We start from the raw sequence: 14,876 nt of genomic DNA, 5'->3' as shown, positions 1-14,876 counted from the left end.
CCTAGAGGTAACCCGGCGCCGCTTCGAGCCCGAAGTATTCCTCGAGGGTGGCGATTCCGCGCTTCGCCATGTCGGTGGCCGCCTCGATACCGATGTAACGCAGATGCCAGGATTCGTAGTAGTAACCCGTGATCTCGTGGAACATCCAGGGATAGCGGACCACAAACCCAAAGCGGTGTGCCTGCGCCTTGGCCCAGACAGCGGCCGGCTGCTCGGCGAAGCACGGCTGGAATCCGCACGCCCCGCCGCCGTCACCAATGTCAAAAGCCCAACCAGTCTGGTGTTCGGAGTACCCGGGACGCGCCGACGCCGTATCAGCCTGCGCCTGCCCCTGTGAGCTCACATAGCTGCCATACGTCGCCACCTGGGTGGCATAGGACCGGTAGCCCGAAGCCAGAGTGATGGTAACTCCCTCCGCAGCAGCCGCAGCGAACAGCTGCTCAGCGGCAGCCGCCGTCGTGCTGTTAAGCAGGGATGCCTCCCCGCTGACTGCCAGCGGAACGTTCGGCTGTACCAGATCCGAGGGCGCGTATTGGGGCGAGGTGAGGGGCCGGTGTTTGTTGACCACAAGCCAGGGGCTTGCGGGGTCAGTGAGGGAGTGCTGCTGCGCCAGGGCGGCGGCAGGCGAGACGGGCGATGGAACGGGCGACGGCGGCGCGGCTGCAGACGCTGCCGCCGAGGCTGTGTCAGTGGCAATCGGAGTTGCAGTGGTGGTCGGAGTAGGCGAGGGGGATCCTGTTGCCGGGCCTGCCTGTGAAACCGCTGGGGAGCTGAGAGACGCTTCCGTGGTCGCCGGCGTGCAGGCGGCAAGGACGGTGAGGCCTGCCCCGGTGGCCAGGAGCCGGGTGAAGACACGCCGGCTCGGCAGCGGAGCGGCCCCGGCAGTTGAGGGTCCCGCAACGGGGAGCCCGGCAGGGAACGACGCGCAGTCGCGGCACATGCCTGCTAGACCTTCCTCAACAGCATGCGCCGGATGGAATGGTCTGCGTCTTTGGTGAGGACCAGCTGGGCCCTGCCTCGGGTGGGCAGCACATTCTCTTCAAGGTTGGGCTCGTTGATGCGCTTCCAGATATCCCGGGCAGTCCGCTCAGCCTCCTCGTCAGAGAGCGTGGCGTACCGATGGAAATAGGATTCGGGCTGCGCGAAGGCAGTGCTGCGGAGCTTCCGGAAACGGTCCACATACCATTCTTCAATGTAGGACGTCTTCGCGTCGACATAGATTGAGAAATCGAAGAAATCGCTCAGGGCGAGGCCCTGCCTGCCATCGTGACGCGGCCGGGCAGGCGCCAGGACGTTCAGGCCCTCAACGATCAGCACATCGGGACGGCGGACCACCACTTCCTTGCCCGGCACGATGTCATATGTCACGTGCGAGTACCAGGGCGCCCGGACCTCCTCCGCGCCGCTCTTGATTTCACTGACGAAGCGCAGAAGCGCCCGGCGGTCGTAGGACTCCGGGAAGCCCTTCCTGTCCAGCAGTTGGCGGCGCTTGAGCTCGGCGAGCGGGTAGAGGAAGCCGTCAGTGGTGATGAGCTCCACGTTCGGGGTTCCCGGCCAGCGGCGGAGCATCTCCCGCAAAACCCTGGCGATGGTCGATTTGCCCACAGCGACAGAACCGGCCACGCCGATGACGAACGGTGTGCGCTGGGTAGTGTCACCCAGGAAGGTGGTGGTGGCCGCGTGGAGTTGCCCGGCTGCTTCCACATAAAGGTGCAGGAGCCGGGACAGGGGGAGGTAGACCTCGCGTACTTCCTCGATGTCCAGGGGATCACCAAGACCGCGGAGACGAAGCACATCCTCTTCGTTCAGAGGCTGCTCCATCTGGGCTGAGAGCCGGGACCAGGTTTGCCGGTCCAGCTCCACGAACGGGGAGACACCCTCACCGTTCGATTCATTGCGTTGCAAAGTCACCCTAGAGATTCTGCCCTTGTTGCCCACGAGAGCGAAATGGGAAGAACGCGCAAACCCGCTAGGCTTGTCACCATGTGTGGAATTGTGGGTTACGTAGGCCGTTCTTCGAACGGGGAGCATGTTGGACACAATGCGCTGGACGTGGTCATGGAAGGACTGCGCCGCCTGGAGTACCGGGGATACGACTCAGCAGGGGTCGCAGTCCTGGCAGACGGGGAAATTTCCTTCCGGAAGAAGTCGGGCAAGCTGAGCAACCTGGTCACTGAGCTGGAGGAGCACCCCCTGCCCGAATCCTTGACTGGAATCGGGCACACGCGCTGGGCCACCCATGGCGGACCCACTGACAAGAACGCGCACCCGCACCTGGCAGACGGCGGCAAACTCGCCCTGATCCACAATGGCATCATCGAAAACTTCGCCGAGCTGAAGCTCGAGCTCCTCCGCAAGGGCGTCACCTTCCTCTCCGAAACCGATACTGAAGTGGCGGCTGCGCTTCTCGCTGACATCTTCAGGACGAAGCTCAACGGCGACGTTTCCGACGGCGGGCTCACCAAGGCCATGCAGCTTGCCTGCCAGCGTCTGGAAGGCGCCTTCACCCTGCTTGCCGTGCACAGTGACCAGCCCGACGTCGTCGTAGCCGCCCGCCGCAATTCACCGCTGGTAGTTGGCCTGGGCGACGGCGAAAACTTCCTCGGCTCCGACGTCTCCGGCTTTATTGACTACACGCGCCGGGCCGTGGAACTTGGCCAGGACCAGATCGTCACCATCACCGCAGACACCGTTGAGATCACGGACTTCTTCGGAGCCCCCGCACAGGGCAAGGAATACCATGTCGACTGGGACCCCGAATCCGCTGAAAAGGGCGGTTTCTCGTCCTTCATGGAGAAGGAAATCCACGATCAGCCGGACGCCGTCGGGCAGACCCTTTTGGGACGTTCCGACATCCACGGCAAGCTCAGCCTTGACGAGCTCCGCGTCGACGTCGAAATCCTGAAGGACATCGACAAGATTATTGTCCTGGCTTGCGGAACCTCCTTCTACGCGGGGCAGGTGGCCAAGTACGCCTTTGAACACTGGTGCCGGATCGCCACCGAAGTTGAGCTCTCGCATGAGTTCCGGTACCGCGATCCGATCGTGGACGGGAACACACTGGTCGTCTCCATCTCCCAGTCGGGAGAGACCATGGACACCCTTATGGCTGTCCGCTACGCGAAGGAACAGGGCGCAAAGACCCTCTCCATCTGCAACACCAACGGCTCCACCATTCCCCGTGAATCCGACGCCGTCCTGTACACCCACGCGGGTCCTGAAATCGCCGTCGCCTCCACCAAGGCATTCCTGGCCCAGATCACGGCTGCTTACCTGCTTGGCCTGTACCTGGCTCAGCTGCGCGGCAACATCTTCCAGGGCCAGATCAAGGACATCCTTGCGGATCTGGGCAAGATCCCCGCCAAGATCCAGCGCATCCTGGAAAACGAGGAGCAGATCAAGGAACTGGGCCGCTCCATGGCCGACGCCAAGTCCGTGCTGTTCCTGGGCCGCCACGTCGGTTTCCCGGTTGCCATGGAAGGCGCCTTGAAGCTCAAGGAACTGGCCTACATCCACGCTGAAGGTTTTGCCGCCGGCGAGCTCAAGCACGGCCCGATCGCGTTGATTGAGGAAGGCCAGCCGGTGTTTGTGGTGGTTCCGTCGCCTCGGGGACGCGATTCGTTGCACTCCAAGGTGGTTTCCAACATCCAGGAAGTCCGTGCCCGTGGTGCCAAGACCATCGTCATCGCCGAAGAAGGGGACGAGGCCGTCAAGGCCTACGCTGAGCACGTGTTCTACATCCCGGAGGCGCCCACCCTCCTCGCGCCGCTCCTGGCCACTGTTCCGCTGCAGATCTTCGCCCTCGAACTTGCCCAGGCCAAGGGCTACGACGTCGATCAGCCGCGCAACCTGGCCAAGAGCGTCACGGTAGAGTGACGCCATGATTGTTGGCATTGGGGTAGACGTAGTAGATATCGAGCGCTTTGGCCGCCAACTTGAGCGGACGCCGGGGCTGCGGGACAGGCTGTTCGTCCCGGCTGAACGGGAACTCAACACCAGGTCCCTTGCTGCCAGGTTCGCAGCGAAGGAGGCCGTGGCCAAGGTCCTCGGCGCTCCCGCGGGCATGAACTGGCAGGACTGCTGGATCGGACTCGACCAGCACGGCCCCACCATCCAGGTGAAGGGAACGGTTCTGGCTGTGGCAGAAAACAAGGGCGTCAAGCGCTGGCACGTCTCCATGAGCCACGACGGCGGCATCGCCACGGCCACCGTTATCGCCGAGGGCTAGGCTTTTCCCGCCACGATTTGACGAGCATGAATGGACCAACAGGATTGGACCACCACGATGATCAGCGCCAACACCGGAACCCAGATACGCGAGGCTGAAAAGCCTCTGCTGGGCGACGGTATGGGCGCTGTTCTCATGCAACGCGCATCCTATGGTTTGGCGAACGCCATCATCCGGGAGCTCAAATCCAGGGGACGCATCTACGGCTCCAGCGTCACCGTCCTCGTGGGCAAGGGCAATAACGGGGGAGACGGGCTTTTTGCCGCTGCTTTCCTGGCCGGCCGTGGAATGCGTACGACGGCGGTGCTCACCGCCAGTGACGCGCACGCCGCCGGCCTCGCGGCCTTTCGCCGGGCCGGCGGAAGAACGCACGCCCTGACGGAAGACAACATCCCTGAACTGTCCGCCGCCGCCGCAAGCTCCGACGTCGTCATTGACGCGGTCCTCGGGACAGGTGCGCGTGGTGGGCTCACTGGAGCGGCGGGATTACTCATCGAGCAACTGCAGGCCAAGGTTCTGCGAGCGGAGCTCTTTGGGACAGAGGGCACCCCATTGGTTGTGGCGTGCGATATTCCAAGCGGTGTGGATGCTGATACAGGTGAGCTGCACGGGCCGGTGCTGCGGGCGGGCGTGACCGTGACGTTTGGGGGAGTAAAGGCCGGGTTGCTGGCGGATCCGGGGGCCGGTAGCTCCGGAAGGATTGTGATTGTCCCCATCGGCATCGAGTCGGCACTGCCGTCACCGGTCTTGCGCCGCCTTGAACAGGAAGACCTTAAGGCCCTGTTGCCGCAGCCGGATCGCAGTTCCCACAAGTACTCGCGCGGCGTACTGGGCGTCGTGGCCGGATCTGAACGCTACCCTGGTGCGGCTGTGCTGGCCTGCCGTGGGGCGCTTGCCGCAGGGGTGGGAATGGTCAGGTACCTCGGTCCGCCGGAGGTCGCAGCCGCAGTTCGCGCCGCCTGCCCGGAAGTGGTGTGCGGACAGGGACGCGTGGCGGATGCACACGTTCAGGCGTGGCTGGTGGGCTCTGGCCTGGACGATTCTGCGGGGGAGCAGCTGGGCAGGGTGCGTGATGTGTTTGAGTCAGGACTGCCGGTAATCGCCGACGCCGGGGCCCTTCAGGTCCTCCCCGGCCGCCTTGGAGCCCAAGTGGTCCTCACTCCGCATGCGGGGGAGTTGGCGACGCTGCTGACGGAGCTCGGCACCGCCACGCACCGGTCAGAGATCGACGCGGCTCCCTTGTTGGCGGCGCGCCGGGCTGCGACTCTGACGGGCGGAACAGTCCTTCTCAAGGGACACACTACTGTCATCGCTGCAGCCACGGGAGCGGTTTTTACCCAAGCGGAAGGAACAGCGTGGATGGCCACTGCCGGCAGTGGGGACGTACTCGCGGGAGTGCTGGGCGCCTTACTGGCACAGGTGGGATCCGACGCCGACCGGTTCGCCGCCGTCGGAATTGATCCGGACGCGCGGTGGGGGGCGATAGCCGCGATGGCCGCCAGCGTTCACGGGTTGGCCGGAACCGCGGCGTCGGCCGGAGGGCCCCTTACAGCGGGCCGTCTGGCAGATGCAGTGCCGGGAGTGTGGCCCGCCCGGACAGAATAGCTGTGCGGCGTTTGTCGCGGGTACCCGCTAATGTGCAATGGTCACACCCGCAATAATAGTAAGCTTACTTTCCAGTTATAAGCTGGATGGCGAGTGTGAATTGCAACTGTTGGACAACTGAGGAGTATTGATGGAAATCTGGCCCGGATCGGCTTACCCGCTGGGAGCCACCTTCGACGGCACAGGAACCAACTTCGCACTGTTCAGCGAAAGAGCGGAGAAGGTGGAGCTCTGCCTTTTCGACGAGGACCGGGTGGAAACCCGCTTCGAGCTGCAGGAAGTGGACGGCTACGTGTGGCACGGCTACATCCCGCAGGTCCAGCCTGGCCAGATGTACGGCTACCGGGTTCACGGGCCGTATGACCCCGCGTCAGGGCTGCGGTTCAACGCCAACAAACTGCTCCTGGACCCGTATGCCAAGGCTGTACACGGCCAGGTGGACTGGGACCCGTCGCTGTTCTCCTACAACATGGGCGACCCCGACTCGAGAAATGATGCCGATTCCAGCCGACATATGATGCTCGGCGTTGTCATCAACCCCTACTTCGACTGGGACGGGGACCACAACCTCCGGATTCCGTACCACAAGTCAGTGATTTATGAGGCCCACGTCAAAGGCCTCACGCAGCTTCACCCGGAGATTCCCGAGGAGCAGCGCGGCACCTACGCCGGCGTCGCGCACCCTTCAGTGATCGCCCACCTGCAGAAGCTCGGGATTACCGCCATTGAACTGATGCCCGTGCACCAGTTCGTCAACGACGGCATCCTGCAGGACAAAGGCCTCAACAACTACTGGGGCTACAACACCATCGGCTTCTTCGCCCCGCACAACACCTACAGCTCCACCGGCGACACCGGCCAGCAGGTGCAGGACTTCAAGGCGATGGTCCGTACGCTGCACCGTGCCGGGATTGAAGTCATCCTGGACGTGGTCTACAACCACACCGCGGAAGGCAACCACCTCGGCCCCACGCTGTCCTTCAAGGGCATCGACAACCCCGCCTATTACCGCCTCATGGAAGGCGACCAGAAGCACTACATGGACTACACAGGGACCGGCAACTCCCTCAACGTCCGCCATCCCCATTCCCTCCAGCTGCTGATGGACTCGCTGCGGTACTGGGTCACGGAGATGCACGTGGACGGCTTCCGCTTCGACCTCGCCTCCACGCTGGCCCGCGAGTTTTACGACGTCGACAAACTCTCCACCTTTTTTGAACTCATCCAGCAGGACCCCGTAGTCTCCCAGGTGAAGCTGATCGCCGAGCCTTGGGATGTTGGTCCGGGCGGGTACCAGGTGGGCAACTTCCCTCCGCAATGGACAGAGTGGAACGGCAAATACCGGGATACCGTCCGTGACTTCTGGCGGGGAGAACCGTCCACGCTGGGCGAATTCGCTTCCCGGCTCACAGGCTCAGCTGACCTCTACGAGCACTCCGGCCGACGTCCGGTCGCATCCATCAACTTCGTCACCGCCCACGACGGCTTCACATTGTCCGACCTTGTCTCCTACAACGAGAAGCACAATGAAGCCAACGGTGAGGGAAACAACGACGGCGAATCCCACAACCGCTCCTGGAACTGTGGTGTGGAAGGCCCCACGGATGATCCCAAGGTCCTGGGACTGCGGGCACGCCAGCAGCGCAACTTCATCGCTTCCCTGCTGCTGTCCCAGGGCGTTCCCATGCTGCTCCATGGCGACGAGCTGGGCAGGACGCAGCGAGGGAACAACAACGGCTACTGCCAGGATTCCGAGCTGACCTGGATCAACTGGGACAGCGTTGACCAGCCCTTGGTGGAATTCACGGCAGCTGTCAATTCTCTGCGGGCGAAACATCCCACTTTCCGGCGCAGCAAGTTCTTTGACGGGCGGCCCGTACGCCGAGGCGAAGGCGAGCGGCTGCCGGATATCGTATGGCTGGACGTGGACGGTTCAACCATGCAGCCCGAGGACTGGGAGGTGGGCCTGGGCCGCTCCGTGGGCATGTTCCTCAACGGCGACGGTATCCAGGGTAAGGACATGAGGGGCCGACGGATTACCGACGTCAACTTTGTCCTCTACTTCAATGCCCACGACGACGAAGTGAAGTTTAAACTGCCCTCCGATGAGTACGCCCCGGCCTGGGACATCATCATCGATACTGCCGGTCACAACGCCGACACAGAGCCCGTCGTGGCCGGAAGCAGCCTCCCGGTGGACGCCAAATCCCTGGTGGTACTCCGGGCGCACAGCACTCCGGAAGTGGAGCCGGACCACTCCGTGGCCGCTTCCCTGGCCGCGTTGTCGCAGACTTCCACGCCGGAGTCGGCGGCTTTGACATCCCCCGCGGCGCCGGAGCCCAAACACACCAGGAAGATAGGAAAGCCGAAGGCGGCTGATTCATGAAGACCCCCGTCTCGACTTACAGGCTGCAGATCCGCGCCGACTTCACCCTGCACGACGCCGTCGGAATCGTGGACTATCTCCACGCACTGGGAGTGGACTGGCTCTACCTGTCGCCGCTGCTGAGTGCGGAAAAGGGATCTGGCCATGGCTACGACGTTACCGACCCGAGCGTCGTGGATCCGGACCGGGGTGGTCCCGAAGGGCTTGCCGCAGTTTCCCGAGCTGCCCGCGCCGCCGGCATGGGGGTTCTTGTTGACATCGTTCCCAACCATGTCGGCGTCGCCACTCCCCACCAGAACCCCTGGTGGTTGTCGCTGCTGAAGGAAGGCCGGCAGTCGAAATACGCTGTAGCGTTCGACGTCGACTGGGACTTTGGGGGCGGCCGCGTCCGCGTACCCATTCTCGGAAGCGATGACGACGTCGAACACCTGGAGATCCAGGATGGCGAACTGCGGTACTACGACCATCGCTTTCCCTTGGCCGAGGGGACGTATACTCCCGGCGACAGCCCTCGTGACGTCCATGACCGGCAGCACTATGAGCTGATCGCCTGGCGCCGGGCGGACGACGAACTGAACTATCGCCGATTCTTCGCCATCAACTCGCTGGCCGGAGTCCGCGTTGAGATCCCGGAGGTCTTCGATGAAGCCCACGCCGAGGTTGCGCGCTGGTTCCAAGAAGGCCTGGTAGACGGGCTTCGCATTGATCACCCCGATGGTCTTGCGGACCCGGGCGGGTACCTTCGCCGGTTGAAGGCAGTGACTGGCGGCGCGTACGTCCTGGCGGAGAAGATCCTCGAACCGGGGGAGGAGCTGCCGCCGGAATTCCAGTGTGAAGGCACCACCGGATATGACGCCTTGGCGGACGTTGACCGGGTGTTCGTGGATCCCAAGGGGGAGGCGCCCCTGACGCGGCTTGATGCCCGCCTGCGTGGCACCCGCAAGTCAGCTGACTACGCCGCCATGATCCGTGGGACCAAGCGTGCTATTACCGACGGGATGCTGCACTCCGAAATCCTGAGGCTCGTCAGGCTGTTGCCTGAGGATCTGGGGCTCACTGCCTCTGAATCTGCTGATGCGCTGTCTGAGATTATTGCGGCCTTCCCTGTTTACCGCACCTACCTGCCCGAGGGTGCCGAGGTGCTGAAGGAAGCCTGCGAAGCCGCCATGGACACGAGGCCCGACCTCTCCCATGCCGTGGCTAAACTCCTGCCGCTGCTCAATAACGCCGATGCGGAACTCGGACGTCGATTCCAGCAGACGTCCGGAATGGTGATGGCAAAGGGCGTCGAGGACACAGCGTTCTACCGCTACACGCGGCTGGGGACGCTTACGGAAGTCGGCGCCGACCCCACGGAATTTGCCCTCAGCCCCCAGGAATTCCACGACCGGATGGTCCGCCGCCAGGAGCGGCTGCCCCTGTCAATGACCACCCTGACCACTCATGACACCAAGCGCAGCGAGGATACCCGGGCACGCATCTCCGTAATTTCGGAAATGGCGCCTGAATGGGCGGCCACCCTGGCACGGCTGCGCGAGCTTGCACCCTTACCGGACGGACCCCTCGCAGCATTGGTGTGGCAGGCGATCGCCGGATCGTGGCCAGCGGATCGTGCCAGACTCCGCGGCTACGCAGAAAAGGCTGCGCGTGAAGCCGGGAATTCCACCAGCTGGACGGATCCTGACGCGGAATTCGAGGAGAAACTCCTGGCCGCTGTGGACGCCGCTTTTGACGACCCCGATGTCCGCACAGAGTTGACAGCCTTTGTGGCGGGCATTGACTCGCATGGGGCGTCGAATTCGCTGTCCGCCAAGCTCGTCCAGCTCACCATGCCTGGCGTGCCGGACGTCTACCAAGGCACAGAGTTCTGGGACCGTTCTCTCGCAGATCCAGACAACCGCCGGCCAGTGGATTTCCAGCGCAGACGGAACACGCTGGCTGAATTGGATGACGGTCAGCTTCCGGCAGTCTTCCAGGCAGAGGCCTGCAAGCTGCTGGTGACCTCACGTGCCCTGAGGTTGCGCCGCGACCGTCCCGAATTGTTCAGGGGCTACAAGCCGGTGCAAGCCACGGGATCGGCGGCTGATCATCTCCTCGCCTTCAGCCGCGCTGACAGCACGGGACCCGCCGAGGCCGGCGCGCTGACCCTGGTCACGAGGCTCCCCCACGGACTCGAACGCAAGGGCGGATGGCGGGATACCGCCGTCGCTCTTGACGCGGAAATGCAGGACGAGCTCACTGGAACCATCTTTGGTCCCGGCCCGGTGGAGGTGGCGGACATCCTGCGGGTTTACCCAGTGGCGCTGCTCATCCCCATCAGCGAAAACGTCTAGCCAGCCTCCTAAACCACCCACTGAACGGAGAACCACCCGATGACTCTTCCAGTGAACGGAAGCGAACGCTTCGACATTTGGGCTCCAGAGCCCGAATCCGTCACCCTATTGGCGGCTGGCCAAAAATACCCCATGACACGGCGCGACGACGGCTGGTGGACTGCCACGGAGGCTCCGGCGGAGGGCGAAGTGGATTACGGCTACCTCGTCGATGACGAAGACATTCCCCTTCCGGACCCCCGCTCACGCAGGCAGCCTGAGGGCGTGCACTCGTTGTCCCGAACTTTCGATCCGACGGCCCACGAATGGCAGGACGGCGGGTGGAAAGGCCGCGAGCTGCAGGGCGCCGTCATCTATGAGCTGCATCTGGGAACCTTCACTCCTGAAGGGACTCTGGACGCCGCGGCCCAGCGCCTCGACTACCTGGCCGGGCTGGGCATCGACTTTGTGGAGCTCCTACCGGTCAATGCGTTCAACGGCACCCACAACTGGGGCTACGACGGCGTGCTCTGGTATGCAGTGCACGAGGGCTATGGCGGGCCAGCGGCTTACCAGCGTTTTGTGGATGCAGCCCATACGGCCGGCATGGGCGTCATCCAGGATGTGGTCTACAACCACCTCGGCCCCAGCGGCAACTACCTGCCCAGGTTCGGCCCGTACGTCACGTCCGGAAAGAGCAACACGTGGGGCGATTCCATCAACCTTGATGGCCCGGACTCGGACCAAGTCCGGGCATATATCCTCCAGAACGCGGCCATGTGGCTGCGTGACTATCACGTCGACGGGCTGCGTCTCGATGCCGTTCACGCGCTAAAGGATGAACGTGCGCTTCCCATCCTGGAAGAATTTGGGGCTTTGGCAGAGGCTGTCTCCGCTGAGACAGGCCGCCCGGCTACCATGATCGCCGAGTCGGATCTCAACAACCCCCGCCTGCTCTATCCGAGGGAGCTCAATGGGTACGGGCTCTCTGGCCAGTGGAGCGATGACTTCCACCACGCCGCCCATGTGAACCTCACGGGCGAGACCACCGGTTACTACAGCGACTTCGATTCCGTGGCTGCCCTGGCGAAGGTCCTGACGGGCGGGTTTTTCCACGACGGAAGCTATTCAAGTTTCCGCGGCCGACGCCACGGCCGGGCCATCAACTCCAACCTCGTTCATCCATCCGCCTTGGTTGTCTGCACCCAGAACCATGACCAAATCGGCAACAGGGCTGTTGGTGACAGGCTCTCGCAGTCGCTTTCCTACGGTCCGCTGGCCTTGGCCGCCGTTCTGTCGCTGACATCACCGTTTACTCCCATGCTGTTCATGGGCGAGGAATACGGCGCCACGACGCCTTGGCAGTTCTTCACCTCACATCCTGAACCGGAGCTTGGGAAGGCTACAGCAGAGGGGCGGATCAAGGAGTTCGAGAGGATGGGCTGGGACCCTGCCCTGGTTCCGGACCCCCAGGACCCGGAGACGTTCATGCGGTCCAAACTCAATTGGAATGAGGCCGCTGAGGGCCACCACGTCCGCCTGCTGGAGCTCTACCGGTCCTTGACTGCTCTCCGGAAGTCGCTGCCCGATCTTGTTGCTCCCGGCTTCGAGGAAACAAGGGTGGAATTCAGCGAAGAGGACCGGTGGCTTCGGTTGGAACGGGGCTCAGTCCACGTCGTCTTCAATTTCTCCAGCGGAGACTGCAGGCTCAACACGGAAGCCGAGACAATCCGTTTGGCCACCGAGGACGGCGTGCGTCTGGAGTCCGGAAAGTTGGAATTGCCCGGGCACAGCGCGGCCATACTTACCTGACTCACCTGACTTCGCTGACCGAATGTTGGACGCCAGCCCCGGGACGGTCCTGCGGCTGGCAGGATGGTACGTATGACTTATTCTGCTGCGGAAGACCGCTACGAATCCATGCCGTACCGCCGCGTTGGACGCAGCGGCCTGAAGCTTCCGGCCATCTCTTTGGGCCTGTGGCACAACTTTGGCGATGACAAACGCTTCGACGAACAGCGTGCCATCCTTCGTCGCGCCTTTGACCTTGGCGTCAACCACTTCGACCTCGCCAACAACTATGGCCCGCCGGACGGATCGGCCGAAACCAACTTTGGCCGGCACCTCCAGGACGATTTCAAGCCCTACCGCGATGAGCTGATCATCTCCACCAAAGCCGGTTACTACATGTGGCCGGGCCCTTACGGCGAATGGGGCTCCCGCAAATACCTGCTGTCCAGCCTGGACCAATCCTTGCAGCGTATGGGCCTGGACTACGTGGACATCTTCTACAGCCACCGTCCCGATCCCGAGACCCCCATGGAAGAAACCATGGGGGCACTGGATTATGCAGTGCGCTCAGGAAAAGCCCTGTACGCAGGCATTTCCTCCTACACCCCGGAACAGACCATTGAGGCCGCTGCCATCCTCAAGGACCTTGGCACGCCGCTGCTGATCCACCAGCCCAGCTACTCGATGCTGAACCGCTGGACGGAGAACGGCACACCGAACCTGTATGAGGCACTTGAACAGGTGGGCGCCGGCTCCATCGCCTTCTCGCCGCTGGCACAGGGACAGCTGACCGACCGCTACCTCAACGGCATCCCCGCCGACTCGCGAGCAGCCAAGGAACGCTTCCTTTCCGGGGCAGCGATCACTGAAGACAAACTGGACCGCATCCGCGGGCTAAACGGCCTCGCTTTGGAGAGAGGCCAGACACTCGCCCAAATGGCCGTAGCCTGGATTCTCCGTGACCAGCCCAAGGGAACCCCCGTCACCTCAGCCCTCATCGGTGCCTCCAGTGTCACTCAACTCGAAGACACACTGTCGGCCGTCAATAACCTCGCCTTTACGGAGGAGGAGCTGGCAGCGATTGACCAGTTCGCCGTCGAGTCCGACATCAGTGTGGCTCTGAAGGCCTAAGCCGTCCCGGAGCAATACGTCTCGGACCTGCGTGACTGGCCCTGGCCAGTTGACAGCTGTTGCCTCTCATCCTGCGGGATGGGAGGCAACAGCTGTCTGTAACACAGGTGGCATCGCAGAGCTGGGAACAAGCGAAGCAACGGCACCATTGGATAGACTGCAAGGGCGCCGCATGGCGTTGTGCCCATCAGCCGCCGTTCCGCATCAGGGCAGGACCGCGCAGGGTGCGTGACGTTTGTTCTCAAAGGAGTTCCGTGTCTTCAAATCCCATTCGTGTTGCAATCGTCGGTGTAGGCAACTGTGCCGCCTCACTGGTCCAGGGCGTTCATTACTATCGGGATGCCGATCCCCAGGCAACGATTCCGGGTCTGATGCACGTGGAGTTCGGAAAGTACCACGTCAATGATGTTCAGTTCGTGGCCGCTTTCGACGTCGATGGCAAGAAGGTCGGCGTCGACCTTGCTGACGCTATCCTGGCCAGCGAAAACAACACCATCAAGATCGCCGACGTCCCGCCGTCGGGCGTCACCGTACAGCGGGGCCACACTCTTGACGGCCTCGGCAAGTACTATCTCGAGACCATTGAGCAGTCGCCGGCAGAGCCCGTGGACGTTGTCCAGGCGCTGAAGGATGCCGAAGTGGACGTCATGGTCTGCTACCTCCCGGTCGGGTCGCAGGAAGCCGCTGAGTTCTACGCCCAGTGCGCCATCGACGCCGGGGTTGCCTTCGTCAACGCCCTTCCCGTGTTCATTGCAGGCACGAAAGCGTGGGCTGACAAGTTCACCGCTGCCGGCGTACCCATCGTGGGTGATGACATCAAGAGCCAGATCGGTGCCACCATCACCCACCGCGTGATGGCCAAGCTCTTCGAAGACCGCGGCGTAACCCTGGACCGCACATACCAGCTGAACGTCGGCGGCAACATGGACTTCAAGAACATGCTGGAGCGTGACCGCCTCGAGTCCAAGAAGATTTCCAAGACCCAGGCCGTGACCTCCAACGTCGAGGCGGAGCTGGCTGCCAAGGACGTTCACATCGGCCCGTCCGACTACGTCCAGTGGCTTGACGACCGCAAATGGGCCTTCGTGCGCCTGGAGGGGCGCAACTTCGGCGACGCTCCGGTTTCCCTGGAGTACAAGTTGGAAGTTTGGGACTCGCCGAACTCCGCCGGCGTCATCATCGATGCCATCCGCGCCGCAAAGATCGGCCTGGACCGCGGTATCGGGGGACCGCTCCTCTCCGCGTCGAGCTACTTCATGAAGTCTCCTCCGGAGCAGTTCAACGATGACCTTGCTCGCGAAAAGGTTGAGGCCTTCATCCGCGGAGACCTCGAGCGCTAACCTAAACGCTCGCTCACCTTTCGCGGGTTTTTGGCTGACGCTCCCTCACCTTTCGCAGGTGGGGGAGCGTTCGTCGTTTCTCT

General features: G+C 62.8%; 10 protein-coding genes. 8 read left to right on the top strand and 2 right to left on the bottom strand.

Going from position 1 to position 14,876, the window contains the following annotated elements; genetic code table 11:
* Position 1: 1 nt before the first annotated feature.
* Positions 2 to 940, bottom strand: a complete 939-nt coding sequence (locus M1D88_RS14975; RefSeq protein ID WP_458111575.1) for a M15 family metallopeptidase — start codon at positions 938 to 940, stop codon at positions 2 to 4.
* Positions 941 to 945: 5 nt separating this feature from the next.
* Positions 946 to 1,911 carry a type I pantothenate kinase gene (gene coaA, locus M1D88_RS14970; RefSeq protein WP_458111574.1) on the bottom strand — a complete coding sequence of 322 codons (966 nt, stop codon included), beginning with the start codon at positions 1,909 to 1,911 and terminating at the stop codon, positions 946 to 948.
* A gap of 72 nt (positions 1,912 to 1,983) precedes the next feature.
* Here coaA and glmS point away from each other — a divergent pair, with 72 nt between their 5' ends.
* From glmS to M1D88_RS14930, 8 genes are all read left to right on the top strand, one after another.
* Positions 1,984 to 3,876 (top strand): glutamine--fructose-6-phosphate transaminase (isomerizing), encoded by a 1,893-nt coding sequence (gene glmS / locus M1D88_RS14965; protein WP_458111573.1) that lies wholly within the window; start codon positions 1,984 to 1,986, stop codon positions 3,874 to 3,876.
* A 4-nt stretch (positions 3,877 to 3,880) separates the two neighbouring features.
* Positions 3,881 to 4,228 carry a holo-ACP synthase gene (locus M1D88_RS14960; RefSeq protein WP_247046454.1) on the top strand — a complete coding sequence of 116 codons (348 nt, stop codon included), beginning with the start codon at positions 3,881 to 3,883 and terminating at the stop codon, positions 4,226 to 4,228.
* A 57-nt stretch (positions 4,229 to 4,285) separates the two neighbouring features.
* On the top strand, positions 4,286 to 5,833 hold the full coding sequence (locus tag M1D88_RS14955) for an NAD(P)H-hydrate dehydratase (RefSeq protein ID WP_458114541.1): 1,548 nt from the start codon (positions 4,286 to 4,288) through the stop codon (positions 5,831 to 5,833).
* A 130-nt stretch (positions 5,834 to 5,963) separates the two neighbouring features.
* The gene (glgX, locus tag M1D88_RS14950) at positions 5,964 to 8,219 is read left to right on the top strand and encodes a glycogen debranching protein GlgX (protein ID WP_458111572.1); all 2,256 of its coding nucleotides are present in this window, start codon (positions 5,964 to 5,966) and stop codon (positions 8,217 to 8,219) included.
* Entirely contained in the window at positions 8,216 to 10,552 is a 2,337-nt protein-coding gene (gene treY, locus M1D88_RS14945) for a malto-oligosyltrehalose synthase (protein ID WP_458111571.1), read from the top strand. The genes glgX and treY overlap by 4 nt, the downstream gene beginning before the upstream one ends.
* Positions 10,553 to 10,591: 39 nt before the next feature.
* Positions 10,592 to 12,343, top strand: coding sequence for a malto-oligosyltrehalose trehalohydrolase (treZ, locus tag M1D88_RS14940; RefSeq protein WP_458111570.1), 1,752 nt, complete (start codon positions 10,592 to 10,594; stop codon positions 12,341 to 12,343).
* Between the two features lie 72 nt (positions 12,344 to 12,415).
* Positions 12,416 to 13,453, top strand: coding sequence for an L-glyceraldehyde 3-phosphate reductase (gene mgrA, locus M1D88_RS14935; RefSeq protein WP_458111569.1), 1,038 nt, complete (start codon positions 12,416 to 12,418; stop codon positions 13,451 to 13,453).
* Between the two features lie 254 nt (positions 13,454 to 13,707).
* On the top strand, positions 13,708 to 14,793 hold the full coding sequence (locus tag M1D88_RS14930; protein WP_309108178.1) for an inositol-3-phosphate synthase: 1,086 nt from the start codon (positions 13,708 to 13,710) through the stop codon (positions 14,791 to 14,793).
* Positions 14,794 to 14,876: the final 83 nt, after the last annotated feature.

The sequence above is a fragment of the Arthrobacter sp. R1-13 genome (assembly GCF_054161475.1).
This window is presented reverse-complemented; position numbering and strand designations above follow the sequence as displayed.